The organism is Arthrobacter zhaoxinii (genome assembly GCF_024385505.1).
Classification (GTDB): Bacteria; Actinomycetota; Actinomycetes; order Actinomycetales; family Micrococcaceae; genus Arthrobacter_B; species Arthrobacter_B zhaoxinii.
Window position 1 is genome coordinate 500,709 of the sequence record NZ_JANFLT010000005.1, and the last position, 24,565, is coordinate 525,273.

Sequence of the window (24,565 nt, forward strand, 5' to 3'; positions counted from 1 at the left end):
TCTTCCCTGGAGGTAGCAGTTGCCATTTTCCAAAGGCCAGATCCTGGTCCACCCCCATCACGGCCCCGCCGTTGTCAGCTCTTTCCAAACCCATCCGCGCATGCAGAAGAACTGCATTGTCCTGGAGGTCCAGTCCTCCCACCTGATGGTCTGGGTGCCCGTTGACCAGGTGGACCACGTCGGCCTCCGCCCGGTCCTGGACCGGACGGGACTCGACACCCTGTTTGGCGTCCTTCGCGCTCCGGCGGACAAGGAAGACCCCCAATGGTCCCGCCGGTACAAGGACAACGCGGAGAAGATTGCCACCGGTGATCCGATGGTGATAGCCGCCGTGGTCCGCAACCTGATGCTTCGCGAGGCGGACCGCGGTCTCTCGCAGGCCGAGCGGGAGATGCTCCGGCATGCCCGCCGGCCCCTGCTGACAGAAATCTCGCTGTCGCTTGGGCTCTCCGAAGGAGCAGCCGGGGAGAAACTCGACGCTGTGTGGCGTCCGTCCACCGCCGTCGCCTAGACGTATCTGTCCGGTACAGAACGGCACATCCTTCGGGATGTGCCGTTTCTACTGCCTCCGTGCACCCAGACGTGTGAGGGACATCACCGTCGATGCCGCCCTCGTTCCGCCCTCCACGGGGTTTACTTGAAGCGTCAAGTGTCTAGGGACACGAACCGTTACCCCAAGGAGGTGTGCTGCGTATGAACGACGGCACTCTGGAATCCATCCCCGCCATCGATGCCGCAGCCCTCGGCCTCCTCTTCCGTGACGCGCGCACGGTCTCGGAATTCACTTCGGCTGCTGTCACAGACGAGCAGCTGCAGTCCATCTACGACTTGACCAAGATGGGCCCGACGGCGATGAACATCCAGCCGCTGCGGATCACCTGGGTGCGCTCTGCCGCGGCTCGGCAGCGGCTGGTGCAGCACATGGCAGAAGGCAACAGGGCTAAGACCGCTGCCGCTCCCATGGTTGCCGTGCTGAGCTTCGACCGCGCCTGGCCTGAGCACTTCCCCACCGTTTTCCCGCCGGCTCCGCAGCAGGGTGCAGTCTTTGCCGCCAACCCGGAGCTGAGTGCCGTGATGGGCAATGACAACGCACATCTGCAGGCCGGCTACTTCCTCCTGGCAGTTCGTGCACTGGGCCTTGCCGCTGGGCCGATGGGCGGTTTCGACGCCGCCGGACTGGACGCTGATCTGCACGCGGGCCGGAACCTGCAGTCTTTCCTCGTTGTCAATATCGGTGTGCCTGCCGGCGAGCCGCGCCACCCCCGCCTGCCTCGGCTGGATTACGCGACGGCGACCACCGAACTCTAGGCCGCAGAAAAACGCCGCCACCCATGCCACCGGGGTGGCGGTCGCTGGTGAACCTCGCCACCGAGCAGGTGGCGCCGGCTGTCGGCGCTGTGGCTTAGTTCAGCCGTTCCCGCAGCGTCGGAACGCCTGGGCCGCTTAGGTCGTCGAGGTATGCCGGCCGGCCTGCCATGCTCATCACCAGGGCCAGGGTCGGTCCGGTAACCAGCGGGCCCCTGCCCGTGGTGAACGGTCCGTCATCGGCGCGCAGGTACAGTCCCGCGATATGCGTCCGGCTGGCCACGGCAAAGTCCCGTCCGGCGAAAAACCCGGCAACCGAGGTCAACGCCTCAACACTGGGCTGCCCGCGAAGGCCCAGCGGCCTGCGGATGTCCTGGCTGTGGACCACCACCTCGCCCAGATACGCTGGAATGTGGCCCGAGGGCGCCGTCGTACTGCCGATAACCGCACGGAACCGACTCAAAGTAGATGCCGGATCCACACCCCGGTGTTGGTCCATCCGCCGCTGGTTGTGCACGTCGGGCCGGAAGCCTGCGCCGGCTATGCTGCGCAACCACTGCCACCGGTTCACGCTTGCTGCGGCAATCAGGTGCGCAACCACTTCTTCGACGTTCCACTCTCCGCACAGGGTGTCGTGTCGCCACTGTTCGGCGTCCAGCTCACCGAGGTCGTCCGCCAGCGCCCGCCGCTCCGCGTGAACCAGCGGCCACAGGGCACTTCGCCGCTGCGCCGTCACGTCCGCCTTCTCGCCGGCTCCTGCTCTAAACCCCGTCACAGAGCAGATGGTGCCAGCTGTCGGCAAGCATCTCAAGGACGTGCGCACATCGGTTCGGCGTTCCGGCGGGTCCCGAGGGATGGCCCTCGGCCGAAGCGGACGCAAACGCAGCAGAGGACGGACACCGTATCGGTGTCCGTCCTCTGTTTTTAATGCTTTATCCCTTGGCTTTACTCCGGGATTAGGAAGCCAGCGCCGGGATCTTCATGCCGTGCATGGTGACCAGCAGGTTGTGCGCGAACTCGACCTGGCGGCGCGTTTCGGCGTCGTCCCAGCCCAGCTGCGGAGCCAGCAGGTCCGCCAGCTCGGTCAGCATTTCCTCGGATACCAGGCCGCGGAAGGCCAGCGAGGTGCGGCGGATCAGGATGTCGGCGAGCTGCGTGATCTGCTCGTTCTCCACCATGTAGGTGAGCTCGCGGGTGCTGAGCTCCTTGGTGGAGGCCAGCAGCTGGTCCCCGCCCTGGGACAGGAACTCCAGGACGTCGACGGCGCGGGTGCCGTAGCGGGTCAGCAGGACGCGGACGCGGTCCCGGTCGGCTACGTCGGAAGCCATGCGGTTGACCCACAGGCGCTCCTCAGCCTCGGTGCGCGGGAAGTCCTTGCCGCCGCCGATCTGGAGTTCCGCCGTCGTCGTCTTCCGCGGCACGCCGAGGGCAGTCATTGCCTCGGTTGCCAGCGTCTCGGACAGGGCACGGAACGTGGTCCACTTGCCGCCGACCAGCGACAGGCTCGTGACGCTGCGGCCGCCGCGGTAGTCCGAGCGCTTTTCCACGCGGTAGTCGCGGGATACGAAGCCGGGCTGCGTGTCGTCGTGCTTGGGCAGCGGGCGGACACCGGAGAAGGTGTACACGATGTGGTCGCGGCGCACGTCAACCGTGGGGAAGACGTGGGCGATGAGCTCGAAGAAGTACTCGATCTCTTCGTCGGTGCAGACCGAGGCCTCGTTGATGTCGGCGTCGATGTCCGTGGTGCCCACCAGGACGCGGTCACCCATCGGGTAGATGAGGACGATGCGGCCGTCGGTGTGCTCGAAGAACATTTCGCGGCCGGCGCAGGCTTCCAGCAGTTCCGGGTGGTCCAGGACGATGTGCGAGCCCTTGGTGCCGCCCATGAAGCTGGTGCGCTTGCCGAAGGAATCGTTGGTCTCGTCGACCCAGGCGCCGGTGGCATTGATGACGACGTCGGCGTCGAAGACGAACTCTTCGCCGGTGACTTCGTCGCGCAGCACGGTGCCGGCGTCGGTGGTGCCGACGGCGCTGACGTAGTTGCTGGCGCGGGACTGCGGGTTGGCTTCGAGGCCGTCGCGCAGCACGTCCAGGGTGAGGCGCTCGGGGTTGTGCACCGAGGCGTCAAAGTAGGTGGCGGTGTACTTTACGTCCGGGCGGAGCTTCGGCAGTTCCTGCAGGGACTTCTTCTTGCCGACGAAGTTGTGCTTGGGGGCCACGCGGCCGCCGCGGGAGAAGAAGTCGTACATCAGCAGGCCGGCCTTGATCAGCACGGCGCCGCGCTCGGTGTGCTTGCCCTGCTTGTGCGTCAGGAAGCGCAGCGGAGCAGCGGTGATGCCCGAGAAGGTGGTGGTGATCGGGATGGTGGTCTGCAGCGGCTTGACGTAGTGCGGTGCCAGACGGAGCAGGGCGTTGCGCTCGACGACGGACTCGTGCACGAGGCGGAACTCGCCGTTCTCCAGGTAGCGGATGCCGCCGTGGATCATGTGGGACGACGCACCGGAGGCGCCCTGGCAGTAATCCCCGCGCTCTACGAGGGCTACGTCCACTCCCTGCAGCGACAGGTCCCGGAAGGTGCCGACGCCGTTGATGCCGCCGCCGATGATCAGCACTGAGGCCTTGGGCCGGTCCTTCAGCTGCTGTACCACCGGACGGGTCCGGGCGGCGGTCTTTGCCTTGCTGGGGTTCACGGAATTGTCCACGTATCTCTCCAAACGCTTCTGTGGCTGCATTGCCATATCTACTCAATGGTCGAAGCCTGCGGCTCCAGGGGCCCAACCAATGCACATACGTGCACCCTGCGATAATGGATTCATGGAGTACGCAGCTGTGTCGATGGACGGCAAATGAACATTGGTGTCAGTGGCAGGTTCCCGGACCCCTCCGGCACCGGGCCGGGAGCGGGCGAGAAGGAAAGCCGCGACCGGGATGCGCTGCGGGCGGCGCAGATGTACTACCTGCAGAGCCTGACCATGGAGGCCATTGCGCGGGAACTGAGGATTTCCCGCTCCACGGTGTCCCGGCTGCTCTCTTATGCCCGAAGCACCGGCCTGGTCCGGATTGAGATCCGCAACCCCTCGGACCGGGCCCCGGCGCTGGAACAGGAGATCGCCTCCCGCTTCGGCATCCAGGCCCATGTGGTCCCCGTTGCCGAAACAGTCTCGCCAGCCCAGGCCCTGCAGCGGGTCGCCGTCCAGGCCGCCCACCTGATCGGTCCGCTCATCGATTCGGACGCGATCATCGGCGTCGCCTGGGGCTCCACACTGACGGCGGTGAGCCAGCACCTGCCCATCAAGAACACGCATGACAGCACCATCGTGCAGATGAACGGGGCCGGGAACTTCCGCACCTCGGGCATCACCTACGCCAGCGAGATCCTGCAGCGTTTCGGCCACGCGTACGGTGCCCGCGTGGTCCAGTTCCCCGTCCCGGCCTTTTTCGACCATGCCGAGACCAAGGAGGCCATGTGGCGGGAACGCCCTGTGAAGCGGGTGCTGGATCTGCAGGCCCGGATGAACACCGCCATTTTCGGGGTCGGTTCCATGGAGGCGGGGGTGCCCAGCCACGTCTACAACGGTGCCTACCTCGATGAAGAAGACCTGGATGAGCTGATGTCCGAGGGTGTGGTGGGCGACGTCGCCACCATGTTCTACCGGGCCGACGGCACCTGGGACGGGATCAAGCTCAATCACCGCAGCACCGGTCCCGACCTTTCCACACTGCGGCAGGTCCCCCGCCGGATCTGTGTGGTGGCCGGGGAAACCAAAACCACCAGCCTGCTGGGTGCCCTGCGTGCGGGACTGGTCACGGACCTGATCCTGGACGAGAACTCCGCGCGGCGGCTGGCGTCGTCGTAGGCGCCGTTCCAACTGATCGAGGAGGAACCCGCGTGGCCAATGAACCCGACCCCGCTGTGCTTCGGCTGCAGGAACTGCAGGCCGGGACCGACGCCGGCACCGCCCTGGCCTTCTTCGATTCCCTGCCTCCGGTGCAGGTGCCGGAACTGAACGGTTCCTGGCGGGGCACGGAAGTGCCCACCGGGCACCGGCTGGCCGGCCTGCTGGAGCCGCTGGGCTGGTACGGAAAGCGGTTCGACGGCGCGGAGGAGGTGTTCCCACTGGTTTTCTCCGGTTCCGGCGGCGGCGTGTTCAACGTCAATCCGGCGCTGGTTCCGCTTTCTGCGGTGCTGCGTTTCGGCCCCTTGCTGCGGAAGCCTGACGTGCTGGCAGCTGTACGCCCTGCGTTGCGGGCGGCGCGGACCCGGCGGCCCGGCGCCCGGCTGCGGATGACCGAGTACCGCGGGGTGTTGAGCGCGTCAATGATCTACGACGCCCTGCCGGTCCTGGACGTTTTCCGCCGGGTCGACGCACGCACGGTGCTCGGTGCCATGGACCTCCGCGGTCCCGGGGCTCCGTTCTTCTTCGCCCTGCGGCGGGACTAGCTGTACGCACGCGATGCCGCATCCATAGTGCAGTAAGTGCTGCCTGCCGACCGGCCAGGCGACATCTACTGCACTATGAATCAGCCTGAGACCCGGCCCGTCATCCCGACCAACAACCCCGGTCACTTTGTGAGCATTGCCACCGAACGGTTCCAGAGGCCCAAAGCCAGCGCGGCGTCCCCGGCCTGCTTGTTGGGCTTAGCCACCTTGCTCCGGACAAAGTACTTGCCGGTGGGATAGTCCGTTCCCGGGGTTCCCTCGGCCAGGAAGACCAGCGTCCTGGCACCCTTTTCCGGCGTCGGCAGCAGCCTGCGCAGCAGCGGCGACTGATAGACCGCACGCATTGCCGATCCTTCCGCGCTGGAGAAACTCGACCCGATCACGCCCGGGTGGAAGGCGGTGGAAGTTGCCCCGTGCGAGCGGTAGCGGCGGTCGAACTCCTCCGTGAACAGGATCTGCTCCAGCTTGGCGTTTCCATAGGCCTTGCTGGGGTTGTACCCGTTTTCATTCTCCAGATCGTCCAGGTCCACGTTGCCGAACAGCCGGTTGGCCATGCTGGAAGTGTTGATGACCGTGCCCTTGGATTCAAGGAGCCGGTCGGTCAGCAGCTGGGTGAGCAGGAACGGCGCGAGGTAGTCCACCTGGAACGTCATCTCGTGTCCGTCCCCGGTGACCTGGCGGACATTGCCGAAAACAGCGCCGGCGTTGTTGGCCAGCACGTCAATGCGCGGGTAACGCTGGAGCAGTTCCGAAGCCAGGGTCCGCACGCTGCCCAGGTCCGCGAAGTCGGCCAGGAAATACTCGCCGCCCGTATCCTTTGCGACGGCGGCGGTCTTCTCGGGCGACCGTCCCACCACCACGACGTGATGCCCGTTTTCGGTCAGCCGCCTTGCCGCAGCGGCACCGATTCCGTCGCTGGCGCCGGTGATCACGATGGTTTTGGGAGACACAAAATCCTGCTTTCCTCAGAGCGCGGCCGTGAGCGGCAACACCGTTCCCACCTTAGCCGGGGGTGCTGCGGAGTCTAGCCCTGGAGCCGGATCAGCTTGTCCGGGTTGCGCACCGCGTACACCGCCTGCACCCGGCCATCCGCCAGTTCCAGCTGGAACACAGTGGTCACAGTGCCGTCTTCCCGGAACGCGACCGCCGGCAGCCCGTTGAGTTCAACGAATTCGGGGACGGACCCGGCGCCGTACTTGTCCGCCAGCCCGATCATCAGGCGCGCCACCTTCTCCGGCCCGTGGACCGGACGCAGCGCGGCGCTGACCTTACCGCCGCCGTCGGATACCAGAACCACGTCGGGGGCCAGCACCTCCAGCAGGGACTGCACTTGTCCAGTCATGGTGGCGGTCAGGAAACGTTCGACGGCGGCGCGGTGCTCGCCGGTGTCCGGCGCAGTCCGGGGCGTGCCCGATTTCAGCCGGGTCCGCGCCCGGTGAACCGTCTGCCGCACGGCGGGCTCGCCCATCTCGAGGGTCGCAGCAATCTCCGGATATCCGAAGTCGAAGACCTCGTGCAGGATGAAGGCGGCCCGCTCCGGCCCGCTCAGGGTCTGCAGGAGTACCAGCATGGCCGTCGACACCTCGCTGGCGGTCAGGGCCGCTGCCTCCGGATCCGCCGGCAGCCGCGCGGGTCCGGTAGGCAGCGGTTCGGGCAGCCACTCGCCCGGATAGTCCTCCCGCCGCCGGGATGCAGTGCGGAGGGAATTCAGTGCCTGGCGGGAGGCGGTGCGGGCCAGGTAGGCCCGTGGGTTTTCCACTGGAGTCTGCACCGCACGCCACCGGAGATAGGTCTCCTGCACCACGTCCTCGGCATCGGCCACGGTGCCGAGGACGTCATAGGCAATGGTGAAGACAATCCCGCGGTGCCTCAGGAATTCGGCGTCACGGCCAGCCCGCGCACCGCTCACCTGCGTGTCATCGGCACGGGACCCGCCGTCGTCGCCCTGCCCACCTGCGGACCTGTTGGCCATGTGTATGCTCCGCTTCGTTTGGCTTCACCGCGGATCCACCGCAGTGTCATCCGGCAGATGATTTCCTTCTGGACGGCCGCCGTCCTGCCGTGCAGGTGAAAGCGGGTCGGAGAATCGTCGGCGGACAGGAACTGCACCGCTCCGTCGCTGCGGCCCAGACTAATGCACAGGCCGCGGAATCCGCTGTCGTGCCGCACGCCGTCGTCCCCGTCCAGTGCCCGGAGGATGTTTCCCGCAGCGTCGGCTCCCATCGGCAAGGCAGCCGCACAGCACATCCGGAGGTAGTCGTAGAAGGGTTCGTCGATCACCGCGGCATCGCCGGCTCCGTAGATGCGGTCCTGGCCGCGTACCCGCAGCGCCGGATCCACATGCAGCCTCCCGCCGTCGTCCACCGGGAGCCCGCTCTCCCTGGCCAGTCCGGGCACCCCGAACCCGGCGCACCACAGCACGACGTCGGCACCCAGCACCGTCCGCACGTCGCCGTCGGCAGGCACCGGCGTGCCGCTGTGCAGTTTCACTCCGGCCCGGCGCAGGCTCTTCTCCACGGACCGGCGGGTTTGTGTGCGCAGCCGAGGAACCACGGGACCGGCGCTGTGCAGGCTGACTTGGAGGTGGGCATAGGACCCGGCGGCTTCAGCGGCAGTCTCCACGGCGGTCAACCCGCCGCCCACCACCGCTACATGTGCCCCGGACGCAAGTTCTCCAAGCCGGCGGCGAGCCGCCGCTGCCCCGCTGAGCTGTTCGATCCGCACTGCACCGTCCGGTGCCGCCGCCGCGGAAGAGCCCACGGCGTACACCAGATAGTCGTACGTAAGGGTTCCCCCGCCGGCCAGCTGCACAGTCCGCTCCCCCGGCAGGATCCGCTCCGCACGGTCGGTGATCCGCCGCACGGCCGGATGCAGGATCGATGTGAAATCAACGGTGGCGTCCGCACGGGTGCCGGCCGTGTACTCGTGAAGCCGAATCCGCTCCACGAACCTTTCCTCCGGGGTGGCCAGGACGACGTCGAGTCCCGGCCTGCCGCTTCCGGCGAGCCGGTTGGCGGCCATGACCCCTGCGTATCCCCCGCCCAGAATGACTGCTGTGGTGCCCATGAGTGCACTCCCTGATATCCGTCGCTTCCGGCTTCCGCGCCGGCTGCACATAGGACACCGCCCGGGAACGCGTTGTGACCGGGTACGGGGAAATTACTCCGAACCTACGGCAGGGGGTCCAGCGACGGGTGCGGCGGCGGCGCCGGCGTTCCCGGCGGGTGGTACAGCCCGGCATACTGCTCCAGCGTGATGCCGGCGTCGTGGATCGTCCCGGCCGCAGCGGGACCCACATAGCGAAGATGCCAAGGCTCGTACGCGTAGCCGGTGACGTGCTCGGCACCTGCCGGGTAGCGGATGATGAACCCGTACCGATGGGCGTTGGCCGCTGCCCATGCCCCGGCGCCCGTCCCCTCGAAGCAGGCCTGCAGGGAGCACGCCCCGTCGGCGGCGCCGATATCCACGGCCAGCCCGGTCTGGTGCTCGCTGTGGCCCGGCTGGGCGGAAATCGATTCAGCCAGGGCGGATCCGTAGCGCCCGGCATAATCGGCGTGCAGCGCGGCCTGGGCTTCGGCCGTCCGGAAGCCGCTCACCGCGGTGATGGTGACGCCGGCCCCGGCGGCATCGGCTGTCATCCGGGCAAACGCATCGGAGGCTTCCCGGCGCAGTGCCACGCCGCCGGCGTCGGCCAGGTCCCCGGGCGCATAGGCGGGGTCCAGGAGCGGACGTTCCTTGTTGACGACCACAAAGACGCTGGCCGGGGAGTCGAAATCCTGTCCGGCAGCCGGAGTCGTTCCGGCCGAGACCGGCTGGTCGAGATGGAAGAGGTAGGCCTGGAGCCCGAGGCACACGCAGCCAAGGATGGCGATGTGTGCGGTGATGTGCTGGCGCGGCATGGTGTTTCCCTCCCCGTCCACTTTCCCATAGGCAGGGGCCCTGCAAAAACCTTGTTTCCCTCAAAAGCCCACGATAAATTTAGGCGGCCGATCCTTTTCCGTTCCACAGAGCCCCTCCGCGGAACCCGCCGTAAAAGCTAGGTGAGCTTCGTTTTCCGGGAGAACACCTTCTGCAGCAGGATGAACAGCAGCAGAAGCGCGCCGATGACTATCCGCGTCCACCAGGAACTCAGGGTCCCCTGGTAGGAGATGAACGTCTGGACGATGCCCAGCACCAGCACCCCGGCCAGGGATCCGACAACATACCCGTAACCGCCGGTCAGGAGGGTTCCCCCGACCACCACCGCGGCAATGGCGTCCAGTTCCATCCCCTGGGCGGCCAGGCTGTAGCCGGAGAGGCTGTAGAAGGAAAAGAGGATGCCGGCCGTGGCGGAGCAAAACCCGCTGACCGTATAGACCAGCACTTTGGTCCGGGGCACGGCCAGCCCCATCAGCCTTGCCGAGGCTTCTCCCCCGCCGATTGCGTAAACCGTCCTGCCGAAACGCGTGTGGTGAAGCAGGTAGAACGCGCCGGCCACGAAAAGGAGGGCAATGATGACGCCGGGCGAGACGAACATGTCGCCCGGCAGCGGGATCCGTGCCTGCGCCATGGAGGTGAAGAAGGGGTCGGTGACCGTGATGGCGTCGAGGCTGATCACGTAACACAGCCCGCGGGCCAGGAACAGGCCGGCCAGTGTGACGATAAACGGCTGGATTTCAAACACCTGGATCACCAGGCCCATGGCCAGCCCGAATGCTGCGCCGGTCAGCAGCACCACGGCGATCACGGCGAAAGGGTTCCAGCCGGCCTGCAGCAGGGCGGCGGCGATCATCATGGAAAGCGCGACAACCGACCCCACGGACAGGTCGATCCCCCCGGTCAGGATGACAAACGTCATCCCCACGGCCAGCACAATCAGGAAGGTGTTGTCGATCAGCAGGTTCAGGAACACCTGTCCGGAAAAGAACCCCGGATAGATCAGGGATCCAGCGGCAAACATCGCGAAGAACAACGCGATGGTCGCCGCGGTGGGGGCGTATTTGGCCTTGCCCTGCAGCCGGCTCATGCGCTGCCGCGTGGCCGGGGCGGAGGGACTGGTGAGGACTGACATCAGAGCGCCGCCTTCGTTGCGGGAAGTGCCGGAGCCGGACGCCTGCGTCGCCGCAGCAGTGTCCGCGCCTTCGGGGACTGAAGCAGGCACACCAGGATGACCACGAGCGCCTTGAAGACCAGGGTCACCTCGGGCGGAATGCCGAGCGTGTAGACAGTGGTGGTCAGGGTCTGGATGATGAGGGCCCCGATCAGGGTGCCCACGAGGCTGTAGCGTCCGCCGGCCAGCGAGGTGCCGCCGATGACGACGGCGAGGATGGCGTCCATCTCGATGAAGAGCCCGGCGTTGTTCGCATCGGCAGCGGTGACGTTGGAACTGATCATCAACCCGGCGACGGCGGCGCAGAAGCCGCTGAAGATGTAGACAATCCAGAGGATCCGCCGTGCGCTGAGGCCGGCCAGCCGGCTCGCCAGGGGGTTGATGCCCACCGATTCAATCTGTGTTCCCAGTGCCGTTCGCCGGGTCAGCAGCGCTGCCCCGGCGAAGGCCAGTGCGGCAATGAGGATGGAAATGGGCAGGGTGAGGAAGAACCCCGCTCCGATCGCGTGGAAGGATTCGTTGGAGACGGAAATGATCTGTCCGTCGGTCACGAGCTGGGCCAGGCCGCGGCCCGCCGTCATCAGCACCAGCGTGGCGATGATGGGCTGGATGCCGATGATGGAGACCAGCAGCCCGTTCCAGGCACCCAGCGCCAGCCCTGCGGCCACCGCGATGGCGACGGCGGTGGCCGCCGTCGAGAACGATCCCGGATTGTCCGAGTTGTAGATGTAGGTGCAGGAGACGGCGCCGGCAATGGCCGCCACGGCCCCCACTGAGAGGTCGATTCCCCGCGACGCGATCACGAGCGTCATGCCCAGGGCAATCAGGAGGGTGGGCGCACCGTTGCGCAGGATATCGATCAGGCTGCCGTACAGGTGGCCGTCCTGAACCCGGACCAGCAGGAAGTCGCTGCGGAATCCCTGGTTGAGCAGCAGCAGCAGGACAAGGGCCAGGACCGGCCACAGCAGCCGGTGCCTGAGTACCCCGGTCATTCGCCTGTCCCGGCAATAATCGTCATGACATCCTCCATGCTGACTCCCTGGTTGGGCAGGTCAGCGACCATCCTGCGGTCCTTGAGGACGGCAATGTGGTCGCTGAGGCGCAGCACTTCCTCGAGTTCCGCGGAAATAAAGACAATGGACATGCCCTGGTCGGCCAAGCTGCTGATATGCATCTGGATCTGCGTCTTGGCGCCAATGTCGATGCCGCGGGTGGGCTCATCGAGAATGAGCAGCGCCGGGTTGGTGATCAGCCAGCGGGCCAGGAGCACCTTTTGCTGGTTACCGCCGCTGAGGTCGCGGATCAGTGCGTCCTTGTTCGCGGGCCGGATATCCAGCGTTTCAATGAACTTGTCCGCCAGCTGGTCCTGCAGCTGGCGGGGAACTTTCCGAAGCCATCCTTTTCGCGCCTGCATGGCCAGGACCATGTTGTCCTTGACGGAAAGGTCGCCCACCAGGCCCTCTTCCTTGCGGTTCTCCGAAGAAAAACCAATGCCCTGTTCGATGGCCGTACGGGGGCTGCGAAGGGAGCGCTCCGCGCCGCGGATCCGGAGTTTGCCGATGTCCGCGCGGTCCGCCCCGAAAAGCAGCCGCGCCGTTTCCGTGCGCCCGGACCCCAGCAGGCCGGCGAGGCCAAGGATCTGCCCCGGGCCGATCGAGACCGTGACGTTCTCCACCGACCCTTTCCGCCCCAGGTTCTCTGCCTGCAGCACCGGCCGGCTGTCCCGGTCGCCAGCTGCCGGCCGGATGTCCCCGCGGTCCAGCTCCTCCAGGACTTCCAGGTCCTTGCCGATCATCTTCTTGATCAGTTCCATGCGGGGCAGTTCGGCCGTCCGGTACTCCCCCAGCAGTTTGCCGTTCCGGAGTACGGTCATGCGGTCGGAAAGGTCGTAGACCTGCTCCAGGAAGTGCGAAACGAACAGGACGGCGACGCCGCGGTCCCGGAGGGCGCGGACCACGTCAAAGAGCTGCTGCACCTCGTCCGCGTCCAGGCTCGAGGTGGGTTCGTCGAGGACCAGGACCTTCGCGTCGATCTGGACGGCACGGGCGATGGCCACCAGCTGCTGAATGGCTATGGAGTGGGTGGACAGCACGGAGCCGGGGTCGATGTGGCCGAGTTGGAGTTGCGCCAGGACGGCACGGGCTGCCCTTCGGACCTCTTTCCAGCGGATGTGTCCGAACCTCCGGGGTTCCCGGCCCAGGAGGATGTTCTCTTCGACCGTCAGGTTCGGGCACAGGTTCACCTCCTGGTAGACGGTGCTGATCCCCGCCTCCTGTGCTGCCGACGGCGTGGCAAACTCCCGGGGCCGGTCCGCAACGGTGATGGAACCGCCGTCGGTCCGGTAAACCCCCGTGAGGGCTTTGATCAGGGTCGATTTACCGGCCCCGTTTTCGCCCATGAGGGCGTGGACTTCCCCGGGAAAGAGGCGAAAGTCCACGCCGTCCAGAGCCTTCACGCCCGGAAATGCGACGGTGATGCCGCGCATTTCCACCACGGGAGAGATTGCTTCCATGGTTAGTACTTGCGGTTGGGCAGGGCTTCCTTCGCCTGCTCAGGGGTGAATGCAGTTTCTTCAACAACCACGCGGGCGGGGACGTCTTCGCCGTTGACCACCTTCTCGGCGAGGTCCATCAGCTGCTCGCCCAGCAGCGGATTGCATTCGACGATGAAGTTGATTTTGCCGTCTGCGAGGGCGGTCATGCCGTCTTTGACCGCATCCACGGTGATGATTTTGATGTCTTCCCCGGGCACCATGCCCGCAGCCTCAATCGCTTCGATGGCGCCCAGTCCCATGTCGTCGTTGTGGGCGTAGACCACGTCAATGTCCGGGGTGTTCTTCAGGAATGCCTCCATCACCTGCTTGCCGCCGCTGCGCGTGAAATCGCCGGTCTGGGACTCGACGATCTTCAGGTCCGGATCCGCGGCGATGGCCGCTTCGAAGCCTTCCTTCCGGTCGAGGGCCGGGGCGGCACCGGTGGTTCCCTGCAGTTCCACAATGTTCACGGGCCCGTCGGTGGCTGCGCTTTCTTCGACGAGCCACTCCCCGGCCGTTTTGCCTTCTTTGACAAAGTCCGACCCCAGGAAGGTTGTGTAGAGGGTCGTGTCCGATGAATCGATGGCACGGTCGGTGAGGATCACGGGGATGTCGGCGTCCTTGGCCTCCTTCAGGACGGTGTCCCAGCCGGATTCGACCACCGGCGAGAAGGCAATCACGTCCACCTGCTGCTGGATGTAGGAGCGGATCGCCTTGATCTGGTTCTCCTGCTTTTGCTGGGCGTCGGTGAACTTCAGGTCCACGTCCGCGGCCTTCGCGGCGTCCTGCACGTCCTTGGTGTTGGCCGTCCGCCAGCCGCTCTCGGCGCCTACCTGGGCAAAGCCCATGGTGATGCCGTCCTCCGCATCGTTCCCGCTATCGGAGCCGCCGCCGCAGGCAGCGAGACCGAGGGCTGACACGGCCAGAACCACTGTAAGGGATTTCCGAAACACTGCTGCCTCCTGAAGTCAGTCCGCAGCCAGGGAAAACGCACCTTCATTGCTGCGTGGGCGCCATGCCCTGGCGGTAGTGTTACCGTTCACATTGCTGAGGTCAAGGGTAGTTCCGATATCGGGCGCTTCCTGCCATCCCCCGAAAGTCCGGGCCGCCCTCAGCATTAAACAGCCATGGGCCGCTGCAACTGCAGCGGCCCATGGACGGATGGCTCCTTGCGTGCCGGCTAAACGCCGGCCGGCACCTTGGCGTGCTTCGGCCCGTGCGCAGCAGGGGTCGTGTCCACCGGGTGGCTCTCGGTGCGCGGCGGCTTGAAGTGGTCGATAACCGTAACCACGGCCAGCGACACCGCACCCCAGATGCCCAGGGTTCCCAGATGGGACCAGACGGTGTCCGAGCCGAAGTAGAGGATCGAGCGGATCGATTCCACCGCGGCCGGCATCGGCAGCACCTCATGCAGGAAGCGGAAGATCTCCGGTTCCATGTAGATGGACATGGCCGCACCGGAGGCCGGCACACCGAGGAACATCAGGATGCCGATCACCGGAAGGATCGCGAGCATGCCCATGAACCGTTCGAAGACCGCGGTGAACATGGCCATGGAGAAGATCGCGACGGCGCCGGCTCCCCAAAGCGGCAGGAAGTGCCCGTCGATCGCCCCGACGAAAACGTCGGCGATGACCCAGAGGAAGGCCGACATGCCGACGGCCCAGGCCGCGACAATGGGGATCAGTTTACGCAGCGGACGGCTGGCCGGAGCCGCCGTCGAGCCGACCACGATGATCATGAAGCCGGCCATGATCCAGCCCATGGCGAGGTACATGGTGGCCATGCCCATGGAGTCGGAATCCTTCAGCGGGGCCACGTTGTCCTGCGTCAGTTCCATCTGCTGGCCTGCGGCCACCTGACCAAACACGGACGTAAGCACCTGCTGCTGGCTCATGCCCGCTGCCTGGTTGGTGATGAGCGTGGCGGCGGGGTTTTCGGCCGAGGGCAGGACGTAGGCGCCCACCACCGTCCGGTCCTGCACCTGGCCGCGTGCCTCGTCGGCGGAATCCATGGCACGGAGGTCAAACAGGCCGGACATGTTTTCGTCCAGGCCGGCGACGGCCTGTTCTGCCTGTTCGGCGGTGGAGCCGACGACGGCGACAGGCATGTCGCGCGGCGTGGGTTCGTACATTGCGCCCAGCATGAACGAGAGCATCATCGTGACCATGGCCAGCGGGAAGAAGGCCAGGGTGCCGTAGCGCCAGCGGCGGGTCTTCGGGCGCGGTCCGCCGTGCAGCGAGGCGACGTTGATTGCCGGCGGAGCGGCGTTCGGCTTGCGGCGGCGCTTGACCGCATCGAGGATGAGGGTGAGCAGCAGCGCTGCCACGGCACCGATCACGAGCACCAGCAGATGGGGCCCGGCGCCGTTGCCGTCGAAGTACAGGAAGGACCGCAGCGACTCACCGGTGGCGGCCGCGGGCAGGAAGCTGTGCAGATACGGGTAGAGACCCGGCATGGTGTGCACGGACATGCTCATGTTGGATGCCGGAACGCCCAGCACCATGAGGAACAGCATGCCGGCAAGCACGGCCATGGGGCCCAGGATCCGGGTCAGGAACAGCTGGACGCTGCCGACGGCGAAGACCGTCAGCCAGGACACGCCCAGCACGGCGGCGGAGTGTCCTTCCACAACGCCGAGCATCGGACCCGTGACGGCCCAGACCAGGCCGGCAATCAGCGCGGCCCATCCGGCCAGCAGCGGAACAAAACGGCGGAACCGAAGCAACTCGGGTGAGTTGGACAGGACCAGGCTCAGCGGCATGTAGCCGGCAAGCAGCAGGGCGGTCGTGAGGAACATTGCGCCCAGGCCGGCCATGTCGTGGTCGGGCAGCGGAGCGAGGTCCTCGGACTGCAGGGTCAGGCCCTGTTCAAGAACCTGCGGGGCCAGCAGTGCCGTCACGGTGCTGGACTGCGAGGCGCCGGCGGCACTTGCCGTGTACACCGACGCGGTGCCTTCGGTAAGCGACACTGCACCGGAGATTTTCCGGTCCAGGATCAGCTGGCGTGCCTCGGCGTCGGAACCGACCACGCGGACGTCGACGGCGTCGGGATCGGCAGCTTCCAGGGAGTCCGCAAAGGGTTCTGCCTGCTCGCCGGTGACGGCAATGGGCATGTCGTTCGGTGTCGGTGCATGCATCGCAGCGAGGTAACCGCCCACCAGCATGGAGACCATCAGCAGCGGCATCAGGAACATCGCCACGTAGCGGCCGATCTTCTCTGCCTTTGCGCGCTTTGCCGCGGCAAGGTCCGCGGCATCCGGAGCCTGGGTTTCGCCGGTCGGATCCGTATCCGGCGGAGAGCCCGGGGATGTCGGGGAAGTACTGGTCAAGGACGTGCTCCTGTAGCTGAATTCAAGGGTGATGGTGCGAAGTGCGCGTCGACGCGATCGTCAAGGCGGGGTCTGTGGGACCGACTCGTCAAAATTACGCCATGTGGCGTAAATTAGGTAATCGAAGCCGCAGTAACGCCGACGCAAGGGATCACATATGGGACAGCACGGCGAGAAGGCACGCGAAACCCTGCTCGATGCCGCCGAGGAGCTCTTTGCCCGCTACGGCATCGACGCCGTGTCCAACCGTCGCATTGCCGAGCATGCCGGCACTGCCAACCATTCCGCCGTCGCCTACCATTTCGGCGGCCGGGACGAACTGCTGGAAGCCCTGATCACCCGCCATCTGGAAGACACCCACCGGCGCCGCGCAGCGCTCACCGAACAGCTCGACGACGACGGCGCCGCCCTCCACGATCTTCTCGCCTGCCTGATCCTGCCCTGGGTGGACCATCTGGCATCCCTTCCGGTGCCGAGCTGGCGGGCGCGTTTCCTGCATCAGATGCGCGCGGTGCCCTCCATGAAGGCCCTCTTGAACCGGACGGCCGTCGCCAGCCCCGTCACGGAGGACCTCATCCGCCGTACTGCTGCCGCCGTGGGCGACATCCCCGCCTCCGTGCTCCACGGCCGGTCGTGGATCCTGGGCAGCATGATCATCGGGGTCTGCGCCGAGTACGAGTCGCGCATCCATGACGGAGCGGAGACCCCGAACTGGATCGGGGTGGGTTACTTCCTCATCGATTCCTGCGCGGGGATGCTGTCCGCCCCGGTGACCCATCCCGGCGACTTCATGACGCAGCCCTCCCCGGTCTTCCTGCTCTAGTGCGGCCTGCTCCGGGACTACCCGGCGAGCCGGCGTGACGTGGATTCGGTGACGGCACGTTCGGTCTCTTCAGCGATCAGGTCCGCGTTGACCGCCGCACCTGCCGCCAGCCCTGCCGCTGCCGCTCCGGTCACCTGCATCGACGGGACCACCATATTTCCGGCGGCATAAACCCCGGGAACAGCAGTGGCCCCGGTCGGGTCCGCCGCCGGCACCGCTGTTCCGGTGGACCGCTGCCGGTGATCTCACCGCGTCCGACGCCGGCGAGCTCCGACGGCGAGGCACCCTCACGTCCCAGATGGTTGTGCACGTGGGCTGCCGGGGCATTGCGCGGATCTGCCGAGTCGACCACCGCAACGGACCGGCGGGCACGCGCCAGGATCAAGGCTCCGCTCAGGCCTGCCGCCGCGCCGCCGACCACCACGACGTCGTACTCGCCGGTTGCCATGTCCGCTCCTTGGGGGCTTCGAGAATCACGCCGGGACCAGCTCGGCCTTCCGGCGGCCGAACATCCGGTCATAAAGCACCGCGAAGACCAGAGCCAGCGCAACTGCTATCAGGATGAGAATAAGCATGCCGATAATCCCGCTCTGCAGTCCGGCGTCGGCCTGGGCGTCAAAGTACAGGACCGCCCGGTTCGCCGTGGTCATGTGGTACAGCGGCTCGGCGCGGGCGATGAAGGTGAAGAACCCCGGCAGCGCCTCCAGCGGCACCACTCCGCTGGCGGCCGGCAGGCCCATAAACACCACGTAGATCAGCGAGAGCACCATGCCGATACTGCCGAACAGGGTGATCAGCGCCGTGGTCACCGCCGAGACCGTGACAATGGACAGCCAGGTGGTGAGGAAGAACCAGCCCCCGTGCGGGATGGGCATTCCGACGGCGGAGGCCACCCACATCATCAGCCCCGCCGTGGGCAGCGCTCCCAGGACCACGATGCCCCACTTGATCAGATAGGTTTTCCAGCGGGCCGGCTGCAGCCGCGGGCCCAGCGCGAAGCGCGGCCCCATTTCCACCGGCGCCACCCCGAGCCGCGAGTCGACCAGGAAGTGGATGGCCACGGAGCCGCTGACTCCCACCACCATCAGCAGCACCGAATAGAAGAACGCCCCCATGCCCAGGGCCGTCCCTTCCGGCGGGGTTTCATAGGCGGTGGTGGTGACGGAGATCGGTGCCCGGAGCAGGTCAGCCGATGTGCCGTCAACAGTTGGCGCCACCTGCTGCTGCACCTGTGCCGGCAGGCCCAGCTCCCCGAGTTCGCGCTGTTGCTCGGCCCGGGCTTCGCCCTGTGCCGCCTGGGCAGCCGAAGTCAGTTGCTCGCCAAGGCCCGTGTTCGCACGTTCCAGGGCCGGGTCGACGGCGGACGTGGCCAGGCTGCTGGCCAGGGGCCCCGCCTGTGGATTTGTGTAGACGGTGATGGACGGCTGCGTAGCTTCCGTGTCGCTCAATGCACCGCTCACCAGCCCCAGCGCATCGGCTGAGAAGGATTCCGGAATGAGGACGGCGGCATGGATCTGTCCCTTGCGCAGCTGCTCTTCGGCCTCGTCCGGGGACAGGACCCGGAGGTCGATTTCGTCCGACTCGGAGAAGCCCTGCTGCATCTGGTCGGTGATGTTACGCCCGAGGTTCTGCGGGCTTCCGCCGTCGGCCGGCGTCGCACCACGGTCCTCGTTGACCACGGCCACCGGAAAGTGCTTCAGATGATCCCCCGGGCTGCCGAGTCCGCCGATGTACAGGGCGGTCCCGGCGCCGCCCAGGAGGAGGAGCACCAGCAGCGGCAGCAGCCAGAACCGGGGTGACGCGTAGGTGCCCGAACGCGCTGCGGGTCGGGACTCCCGTTGCCGGGGAGTTTCTGAATGTGCGGGCATGGACTGACCTCTCAGCTGAGCCTGAGCGCGGATGCGTCCTACCGTTCGAGGGTAACCGCGGCGCGGGGGCTGCGGATATAGCGCTGCGCCCGGCTGCGTCAGGATGGCCGATACCCGTGCCCTCACCTCGCCCGTTGCCGGGCGGGGCGCGTGAAGCTAGCCTCGGGATGTGGATGACCTCACCCTTGCCAGCCTGCTCCGGCTCGAACACGAAGGCTGGCAGTCGCTGTGCCACGGACAGGGCGGCGATTTCTACGGGGAGCTTATGACTCCGGACGCCATGATGGTCCTGGTCAACGGCATGGTGCTGGACCGCCCGGCTATCGCCGTTTCCCTCAATGCGGCGCCGCCGTGGTCTTCCTACCGCATCACGGATGAACGGTTGGTGGCGGCGGGCGCCGGGGCAGCAGCGCTGGTCTACCGTGCGACGGCGCACCGCGACGGGCAGGAGCCGTTCGAGGCGCTGATGTCCAGCGTTTACTGCCTCCTCGACGGGCAGCTCCGGCTGGCCCTGTACCAGCAGACCACGGTCACGCACTAGCTCCTTGAGCTTGCCGCGGCGTCCCGGCAACTACCCGCCCCGAATAACTCCGCTACGCCTCCCCCAGCACCCGAAGCAGTGCATCCAGCACCTGTGCCTGCCCCTTGACGAGCTTCGTCCGGGCAGCGGGCTCGGGAAACCAGCCGGCCCGGTCGATCTCCGGATACTCGCGCACCTTGCCCGAGCCCCTGGGCCATTCCAGCTCGAACGTGTTGCTGGCAATCCGCTCCGGGGCAAAGTCCGCCTCCGCGGCGAACACCGTGACGGTTTTTTGCGCCGACTGCCGGAAGCTGCCCAGCAGCACATACTCGGCCTCCGGCGCCTCAGTCCCCATCTCCTCGGCGAACTCCCGCAGCGCAGCGGCCAGCGGTTCCTCGGCCGGCAGGTACTCCCCCTTGGGAAGAGACCAGGCGTGCTCGTCCTTCCGCGCCCAGAACGGTCCGCCCATGTGGCCGATCCACACCTCGACCCCCGCCGCAGTCCGCCGGTACAGCAGGATCCCCGCACTCGTGATCATGGCCGAGGGCCGTCGCCGGTGCCGGCGTCCGCAAACCCGAAAGTGACAATCGGCGGCAGGCCTGTCCGCAGCCGCTCGAAGACATACCTTTCATGCGGCACGACGGCGTCCGGCAGGTCGTCGAGGGAGAACCATTCCAGCCCGGCCGCCTTGCCGGGTTCCATGATCCGCGGCTCCCCCTGCCACGCGCTGCACAGGAAAAAGAAGTCCACCCGCTCATCCACGGCCTGCCCGCCGCCGTTGCTCCGATGCATGGAGGTCAGGGGTACAACGTCGCCGGGGGCTACCTCGATGCCCAGTTCCTCCCACGCCTCGCGCACGGCCGCCTGCACCGCTGACTCCCCGGCTTCCACGTGGCCGGCGGCCGCCGTCGCCCAGTAGCCGTCGAGATAGCCGGTGCCCTGCCGCAGCTGCAGCAGCACTTCGTCCCTGCGCTGGAACAGGAGGTAACTGGCGGGCACAACTTGGAACCGGACGGTCAACGGACTTCTACTCCTCGGTGGAAGGCAGGGGGCTTCAGCCTAACCGAGCCGGACCCGGCCGCCGCTGCCCATCACGGCCGGATCCGTGCAAGGATCGGCCCTATGACCCAGCGCCTTATGCTCCTCGACACCGCATCGCTGTACTTCCGTGCCTTCTACGGGGTGCCGGACAGCATCCGCCGGTCCGACGGTACCCCGGTCAACGCCGTGCGCGGCCTGTTGGACATGATCGCCCGGCTCACCACCGACTACGAAGCCACCCATCTGATCGCCTGCTGGGATGACGACTGGCGCCCCCGGTGGCGGGTAAAGCTGATCCCCACCTACAAGGCGCATCGGGTGGCCGAAGAAGTGAACGGCAACCCCGACGTCGAAACCGTCCCCGATCCCCTCGAGGCCCAGCTCCCGATGATCCGCCGGACGCTGGAGCTGGCGGGCATCGCCGTCGTCGGGGCCGCCGAACACGAGGCCGACGACGTGATCGGCACCTACGCGTCCACCGCATCCATGCCCGTGGACGTGGTCACCGGTGACCGTGACCTGTTCCAGATAATCGACGACGACAGGGACGTCCGCGTCATCTACACCGCCCGCGGCATGAAGAACCTGGACGTGATGACCGACGCGTCGGTGGTGGCGAAGTATCGGGTGCTGCCCGGGCAGTATGCCGATTACGCGACCCTGCGCGGCGATGCCTCGGACGGCCTCCCCGGCGTCTCCGGGATCGGCGAGAAGACCGCGGCGTCGCTGCTGGCCGAGTACGGCACCCTCGACTCCCTGCTGGAGGCTGCGGAGGACCCGGACAGCGGCCTTTCATCCCCCGTGCGCTCCAAGCTCGCCAAGGCCGCCGACTATCTGGCGGTCGCCCCGAAGGTCGTGAAGGTGGTCCGGGACCTCGAGCTGCCCACCCCGGCAAAGGCCGGCGCCGAGCTGCACCCGACCACCGGCGACGAGCGCGCCGAACTGGAGAAGCTGGGTACGGAATGGAACCTGGGCGGGTCCGTGACGCGGCTGCTCGAGGCGTTTGACCGGTACAAGTAGGACCCAAAACAAAACACCCCCGGTCCGCAGACCGGGGGTGTTTCGAGAAGCAGCAAAAACGGTGCCCGAAGTGGGACTCGAACCCACACACCTTTCGATACTGCATTTTGAGTGCAGCGCGTCTGCCAATTCCGCCATTCGGGCGTGCGCCGCGTCACGAAGTACGAGTACTTACCGTGTTGGGCGCAAAACAACTCTACATGCGGATAGGCTGAATCTGTGAACTGCCGGCCTGCCGGCAGGAGAGACCGTATCTGAGGAGCATCTGTGTCTGAGTCCCCCGAGTCCGCGCCCGCCGCGTCGTCCAACGCCGCACCGTCCAACGCCTCCAACGGCCCGGCCCGCCGTGTACTCGTCGCCGAAGACGAGACCCTGATCCGCCTGGACATTGTCGAGATCCTCACCGGTGAGGGTTACGACGTCGTCGGCGAGGCAGACAACGGCGAGAAGGCTGTCCAGCTCGCCAAGGAACTGAAGCCGGACCTGGTGCTGATGGACGTGAAGATGCCGCTCATGGACGGCATCACCGCCGCCGAGCAGATCGTCAAGGCCCGCATCGCCCCCGTGGTGCTGCTGACCGCCTTCAGCCAGAAGGAACTGGTGGAGCGTGCCCGCGAAGCCGGCGCCATGGCCTACGTGGTCAAGCCCTTCACCCCGGCGGACCTGATCCCGGCCATCGAGATCGCCCTGTCCCGCCACGAGGAGATCAAGGCGCTGGAAGCCGAGGTTTCCGACCTGCAGGAACAGTTCGCCACCCGCAAGCTGGTGGAGCGCGCCAAGTCGCTGCTCACCACCAAGATGGGCCTGACCGAGCCCGAGGCTTTCCGCTGGATCCAGAAGACCTCCATGGACCGCCGGCTGAGCATGCGCGAAGTCGCCGAAACCATTATCAACCAGGTCAACTAAGCCAACAGATACAGAACCAACAGGAAAGGTCCCGTCCAAATGGACGGGACCTTTCCTGTTGGTAAAGGGAAAACCGGAACCTAGATGGCCTTGGCCTGGCCCTTCTTGCTTTCCTTGACCGGCCACGGGCCGACCTTTTCCTTGACCCGCTCCTGGCCGTCAGCACGCTGGCCTGCGTCGGCGATGTCGCCTACGCGGTGCACCTTGATGCTGTTGGTGGAGCCGGCCTGTCCGGGAGGCGAACCGGCAGCGATGACCACCAGGTCATCGTCTTCCACGAGGCCCTCTTCGAGCAGGGTGCGGTCCACCTGGGCGGTCATCTGATCGGTGTGCTCAGCGAACTCCACCAGCATGGGTGCCACGCCCCAGAACAGGGTCATGTAGCGGTAGGTCTCCTCCACGGGGGTGAAGGCGAACACCGGCTTGGACGGGCGCAGGCGGGACAGGCGGCGGGCGGAATCGCCGGACTGGGTGAAGGTACAGATGTACTTCGCATCCAGCTGGTCGGAGATCTCCACTGCGGCGCGGGTGATGGCGCCGCCGCGGGTCCGCGGCTTGGAGCCCAGCGGCGGAACGCGGTTCAGGCCGTGCTGCTCGGTGGACTCGATGATCCGTGCCATGGTTTCGACGGTTTCGATGGCGTAGGAACCCACCGAGGTTTCACCGGAGAGCATCACTGCGTCCGCGCCGTCGAGCACGGCGTTGGCGCAGTCGGAGGCCTCGGCACGGGTCGGGCGGGGGTTCTCGATCATGGACTCCAGCACCTGGGTGGCCACGATGACAGGCTTGGCCCAGCGGCGGGCCAGTTCAATGGCCTTCTTCTGCACGATCGGAACCTCTTCGAGCGGCAGTTCGACGCCGAGGTCACCGCGGGCAACCATGATGGAGTCGAACGCGTCGATGATCTCTTCGAGGTTCTCCACGGCCTGCGGCTTCTCGATCTTGGCGATGACCGGCACACGGCGGCCTTCCTCGTCCATGATCTCGTGCACGCGGGAAATGTCACCGGCGTTGCGGACGAAGGACAGGGCAACCATGTCGACGCCGCGGCGCATGGCCCAGCGGAGGTCGTCCTCATCCTTTTCGCTCAGCGCGGGCACGTTGACGGCCACGCCGGGCAGGTTGATGCCCTTGTTGTTCGACACCTTGCCCGGTACGACTACCTCGGTGACAACGGTGTTGGCGGTTACGTCCACGGCGCGGAGCTTGACCTTGCCGTCGTCGATCAGGAGGAAGTCGCCGATGTTCACGTCGCCGGGGAGGCCCTTGTACGTGGTGGAGCAGATGTCCTTGGTACCGGGAATGTCATCAGTGGTGATCGTGAAGGTATCCCCCACGTTCAGGAAGTGGGGTTCCTCGGTGAACCGGCCGAGCCGGATCTTGGGGCCCTGGAGGTCGGCGAAGATGCCCACGGGCATTCCCAGCTCAGCAGAGGCCTTGCGCACGTTTTCATACGTGGCGTTGTGTACGGAGTGGTCGCCGTGGCTCATGTTCATACGGGCGACATTCACGCCCGCGCGAAGAACCGCTACGGTATTTTCGTAGCTGGCGATCGCTGGTCCAAATGTGGCAACAATCTTTGCGCGTCTCATACTTCTAGCCTAGTCTCCCTTGGCAGTTTGCGCATGGGAACAGGCCGTTGGTCACGCCGGAAACCCGGGCGGGAGCCCCGCCAAGCACCTATTCGC

25 protein-coding genes and 1 tRNA gene are annotated in these 24,565 nt (G+C 66.3%); 8 read left to right on the forward strand and 18 right to left on the reverse strand.

The window, feature by feature from the left end:
- Nucleotides 1–19: 19 nt before the first annotated feature.
- Nucleotides 20–511, forward strand: a complete 492-nt coding sequence (locus tag NNX37_RS09675; protein ID WP_255792283.1) for a CarD family transcriptional regulator — start codon at nt 20–22, stop codon at nt 509–511.
- A gap of 182 nt (nt 512–693) precedes the next feature.
- On the forward strand, nt 694–1,308 hold the full coding sequence (locus tag NNX37_RS09680; protein WP_255792284.1) for a malonic semialdehyde reductase: 615 nt from the start codon (nt 694–696) through the stop codon (nt 1,306–1,308).
- A gap of 94 nt (nt 1,309–1,402) precedes the next feature.
- Here the strand turns inward: NNX37_RS09680 and NNX37_RS09685 are convergent, their stop codons facing one another.
- Together NNX37_RS09685 and NNX37_RS09690 are read right to left on the reverse strand one after the other, a co-directional pair.
- Nucleotides 1,403–2,080: a maleylpyruvate isomerase family mycothiol-dependent enzyme gene (locus tag NNX37_RS09685; RefSeq protein WP_255792285.1), complete on the reverse strand. Its 678-nt coding sequence runs from the start codon at nt 2,078–2,080 to the stop codon at nt 1,403–1,405.
- A 181-nt stretch (nt 2,081–2,261) separates the two neighbouring features.
- The gene (locus NNX37_RS09690; protein ID WP_407079951.1) at nt 2,262–4,037 is read right to left on the reverse strand and encodes a glycerol-3-phosphate dehydrogenase/oxidase; all 1,776 of its coding nucleotides are present in this window, start codon (nt 4,035–4,037) and stop codon (nt 2,262–2,264) included.
- Nucleotides 4,038–4,253: 216 nt separating this feature from the next.
- Here NNX37_RS09690 and NNX37_RS09695 point away from each other — a divergent pair, with 216 nt between their 5' ends.
- Together NNX37_RS09695 and NNX37_RS09700 are read left to right on the forward strand one after the other, a co-directional pair.
- On the forward strand, nt 4,254–5,162 hold the full coding sequence (locus NNX37_RS09695) for a sugar-binding transcriptional regulator (protein WP_255792833.1): 909 nt from the start codon (nt 4,254–4,256) through the stop codon (nt 5,160–5,162).
- A gap of 32 nt (nt 5,163–5,194) precedes the next feature.
- On the forward strand, nt 5,195–5,746 hold the full coding sequence (locus NNX37_RS09700; protein ID WP_255792287.1) for a DUF4334 domain-containing protein: 552 nt from the start codon (nt 5,195–5,197) through the stop codon (nt 5,744–5,746).
- 122 nt (nt 5,747–5,868) lie between these two features.
- On the opposite strand, the gene NNX37_RS09705 is transcribed toward NNX37_RS09700, so the two are convergent.
- The 9 genes from NNX37_RS09705 to NNX37_RS09745 all read right to left on the reverse strand — a co-directional run bounded on the left by NNX37_RS09705 (nt 5,869) and on the right by NNX37_RS09745 (nt 16,699).
- Nucleotides 5,869–6,696, reverse strand: coding sequence for an SDR family NAD(P)-dependent oxidoreductase (locus NNX37_RS09705; protein ID WP_255792290.1), 828 nt, complete (start codon nt 6,694–6,696; stop codon nt 5,869–5,871).
- 74 nt (nt 6,697–6,770) lie between these two features.
- A complete protein-coding gene (gene sigJ, locus NNX37_RS09710; RefSeq protein WP_255792293.1) occupies nt 6,771–7,718 on the reverse strand; it encodes an RNA polymerase sigma factor SigJ in 948 nt (315 codons plus the stop codon).
- Entirely contained in the window at nt 7,652–8,812 is a 1,161-nt protein-coding gene (locus NNX37_RS09715; protein WP_255792295.1) for an NAD(P)/FAD-dependent oxidoreductase, read from the reverse strand. Before NNX37_RS09715 ends, sigJ begins: the two co-directional genes overlap by 67 nt.
- A gap of 104 nt (nt 8,813–8,916) precedes the next feature.
- Nucleotides 8,917–9,645, reverse strand: a complete 729-nt coding sequence (locus NNX37_RS09720) for a M15 family metallopeptidase (RefSeq protein ID WP_255792296.1) — start codon at nt 9,643–9,645, stop codon at nt 8,917–8,919.
- A gap of 137 nt (nt 9,646–9,782) precedes the next feature.
- Nucleotides 9,783–10,796 (reverse strand): galactofuranose ABC transporter, permease protein YjfF, encoded by a 1,014-nt coding sequence (gene yjfF, locus NNX37_RS09725; protein ID WP_255792297.1) that lies wholly within the window; start codon nt 10,794–10,796, stop codon nt 9,783–9,785.
- Complete coding sequence (locus NNX37_RS09730) at nt 10,796–11,827, reverse strand: ABC transporter permease (protein WP_255792298.1); 1,032 nt, start codon at nt 11,825–11,827, stop codon at nt 10,796–10,798. The genes yjfF and NNX37_RS09730 overlap by 1 nt, the downstream gene beginning before the upstream one ends.
- A complete protein-coding gene (locus NNX37_RS09735) occupies nt 11,824–13,347 on the reverse strand; it encodes a sugar ABC transporter ATP-binding protein (protein WP_255792299.1) in 1,524 nt (507 codons plus the stop codon). Before NNX37_RS09735 ends, NNX37_RS09730 begins: the two co-directional genes overlap by 4 nt.
- Before the next feature lie 2 nt (nt 13,348–13,349).
- A complete protein-coding gene (locus NNX37_RS09740) occupies nt 13,350–14,288 on the reverse strand; it encodes an ABC transporter substrate-binding protein (RefSeq protein WP_255792301.1) in 939 nt (312 codons plus the stop codon).
- 260 nt (nt 14,289–14,548) lie between these two features.
- Nucleotides 14,549–16,699: an ABC transporter permease gene (locus tag NNX37_RS09745; RefSeq protein WP_255792303.1), complete on the reverse strand. Its 2,151-nt coding sequence runs from the start codon at nt 16,697–16,699 to the stop codon at nt 14,549–14,551.
- A 157-nt stretch (nt 16,700–16,856) separates the two neighbouring features.
- Here NNX37_RS09745 and NNX37_RS09750 point away from each other — a divergent pair, with 157 nt between their 5' ends.
- Nucleotides 16,857–17,522 (forward strand): TetR/AcrR family transcriptional regulator, encoded by a 666-nt coding sequence (locus tag NNX37_RS09750; RefSeq protein ID WP_255792305.1) that lies wholly within the window; start codon nt 16,857–16,859, stop codon nt 17,520–17,522.
- A gap of 17 nt (nt 17,523–17,539) precedes the next feature.
- On the opposite strand, the gene NNX37_RS09755 is transcribed toward NNX37_RS09750, so the two are convergent.
- From NNX37_RS09755 to NNX37_RS09765, 3 genes are read right to left on the reverse strand one after another with little or no spacing between them, the layout of a single operon-like run.
- Nucleotides 17,540–17,662 carry a hypothetical protein gene (locus NNX37_RS09755; protein WP_255792307.1) on the reverse strand — a complete coding sequence of 41 codons (123 nt, stop codon included), beginning with the start codon at nt 17,660–17,662 and terminating at the stop codon, nt 17,540–17,542.
- Entirely contained in the window at nt 17,653–17,970 is a 318-nt protein-coding gene (locus NNX37_RS16530; RefSeq protein WP_308206311.1) for an FAD-binding protein, read from the reverse strand. Before NNX37_RS16530 ends, NNX37_RS09755 begins: the two co-directional genes overlap by 10 nt.
- A 25-nt stretch (nt 17,971–17,995) precedes the next feature.
- Nucleotides 17,996–19,390, reverse strand: coding sequence for a YhgE/Pip domain-containing protein (locus NNX37_RS09765; RefSeq protein ID WP_255792310.1), 1,395 nt, complete (start codon nt 19,388–19,390; stop codon nt 17,996–17,998).
- Between the two features lie 169 nt (nt 19,391–19,559).
- Here NNX37_RS09765 and NNX37_RS09770 point away from each other — a divergent pair, with 169 nt between their 5' ends.
- Nucleotides 19,560–19,931 (forward strand): nuclear transport factor 2 family protein, encoded by a 372-nt coding sequence (locus NNX37_RS09770; protein WP_255792313.1) that lies wholly within the window; start codon nt 19,560–19,562, stop codon nt 19,929–19,931.
- Between the two features lie 52 nt (nt 19,932–19,983).
- On the opposite strand, the gene NNX37_RS09775 is transcribed toward NNX37_RS09770, so the two are convergent.
- Nucleotides 19,984–20,448 carry an NUDIX domain-containing protein gene (locus NNX37_RS09775; protein WP_255792314.1) on the reverse strand — a complete coding sequence of 155 codons (465 nt, stop codon included), beginning with the start codon at nt 20,446–20,448 and terminating at the stop codon, nt 19,984–19,986.
- The gene (locus NNX37_RS09780) at nt 20,445–20,909 is read right to left on the reverse strand and encodes an NUDIX hydrolase (protein ID WP_255792317.1); all 465 of its coding nucleotides are present in this window, start codon (nt 20,907–20,909) and stop codon (nt 20,445–20,447) included. The genes NNX37_RS09775 and NNX37_RS09780 overlap by 4 nt, the downstream gene beginning before the upstream one ends.
- Before the next feature lie 123 nt (nt 20,910–21,032).
- Between NNX37_RS09780 and NNX37_RS09785 the strand changes: the two genes are divergently transcribed.
- Nucleotides 21,033–21,971 (forward strand): 5'-3' exonuclease, encoded by a 939-nt coding sequence (locus NNX37_RS09785; protein WP_255792319.1) that lies wholly within the window; start codon nt 21,033–21,035, stop codon nt 21,969–21,971.
- Between the two features lie 62 nt (nt 21,972–22,033).
- Here NNX37_RS09785 and NNX37_RS09790 read toward each other — a convergent pair.
- Nucleotides 22,034–22,115, reverse strand: a tRNA-Leu gene (locus tag NNX37_RS09790).
- Between the two features lie 228 nt (nt 22,116–22,343).
- Between NNX37_RS09790 and NNX37_RS09795 the strand changes: the two genes are divergently transcribed.
- A complete protein-coding gene (locus tag NNX37_RS09795; protein ID WP_255792834.1) occupies nt 22,344–22,877 on the forward strand; it encodes an ANTAR domain-containing response regulator in 534 nt (177 codons plus the stop codon).
- Between the two features lie 80 nt (nt 22,878–22,957).
- Here NNX37_RS09795 and pyk read toward each other — a convergent pair whose 3' ends face one another.
- Nucleotides 22,958–24,469, reverse strand: a complete 1,512-nt coding sequence (gene pyk / locus NNX37_RS09800) for a pyruvate kinase (RefSeq protein WP_255792321.1) — start codon at nt 24,467–24,469, stop codon at nt 22,958–22,960.
- Nucleotides 24,470–24,565 lie beyond the last annotated feature (96 nt).

Coding starts and splice junctions, on each gene's coding strand:
- NNX37_RS09680 (WP_255792284.1), top strand. CDS start 694: ATGAACGACGGCACTCTGGAATCCATCCCCGCCATCGATGCCGCAGCC.
- NNX37_RS09690 (WP_407079951.1), bottom strand. CDS start 4,037: ATGCAGCCACAGAAGCGTTTGGAGAGATACGTGGACAATTCCGTGAAC.
- NNX37_RS09695 (WP_255792833.1), top strand. CDS start 4,254: ATGTACTACCTGCAGAGCCTGACCATGGAGGCCATTGCGCGGGAACTG.
- sigJ (WP_255792293.1), bottom strand. CDS start 7,718: ATGGCCAACAGGTCCGCAGGTGGGCAGGGCGACGACGGCGGGTCCCGT.
- NNX37_RS09715 (WP_255792295.1), bottom strand. CDS start 8,812: ATGGGCACCACAGCAGTCATTCTGGGCGGGGGATACGCAGGGGTCATG.
- NNX37_RS09720 (WP_255792296.1), bottom strand. CDS start 9,645: ATGCCGCGCCAGCACATCACCGCACACATCGCCATCCTTGGCTGCGTG.
- yjfF (WP_255792297.1), bottom strand. CDS start 10,796: ATGTCAGTCCTCACCAGTCCCTCCGCCCCGGCCACGCGGCAGCGCATG.
- NNX37_RS09730 (WP_255792298.1), bottom strand. CDS start 11,827: ATGACCGGGGTACTCAGGCACCGGCTGCTGTGGCCGGTCCTGGCCCTT.
- NNX37_RS09735 (WP_255792299.1), bottom strand. CDS start 13,347: ATGGAAGCAATCTCTCCCGTGGTGGAAATGCGCGGCATCACCGTCGCA.
- NNX37_RS09750 (WP_255792305.1), top strand. CDS start 16,857: ATGGGACAGCACGGCGAGAAGGCACGCGAAACCCTGCTCGATGCCGCC.
- NNX37_RS09755 (WP_255792307.1), bottom strand. CDS start 17,662: ATGCAGGTGACCGGAGCGGCAGCGGCAGGGCTGGCGGCAGGTGCGGCG.
- NNX37_RS16530 (WP_308206311.1), bottom strand. CDS start 17,970: ATGGCAACCGGCGAGTACGACGTCGTGGTGGTCGGCGGCGCGGCGGCA.
- NNX37_RS09765 (WP_255792310.1), bottom strand. CDS start 19,390: ATGCCCGCACATTCAGAAACTCCCCGGCAACGGGAGTCCCGACCCGCA.
- NNX37_RS09775 (WP_255792314.1), bottom strand. CDS start 20,448: ATGATCACGAGTGCGGGGATCCTGCTGTACCGGCGGACTGCGGCGGGG.
- NNX37_RS09785 (WP_255792319.1), top strand. CDS start 21,033: ATGACCCAGCGCCTTATGCTCCTCGACACCGCATCGCTGTACTTCCGT.
- pyk (WP_255792321.1), bottom strand. CDS start 24,469: ATGAGACGCGCAAAGATTGTTGCCACATTTGGACCAGCGATCGCCAGC.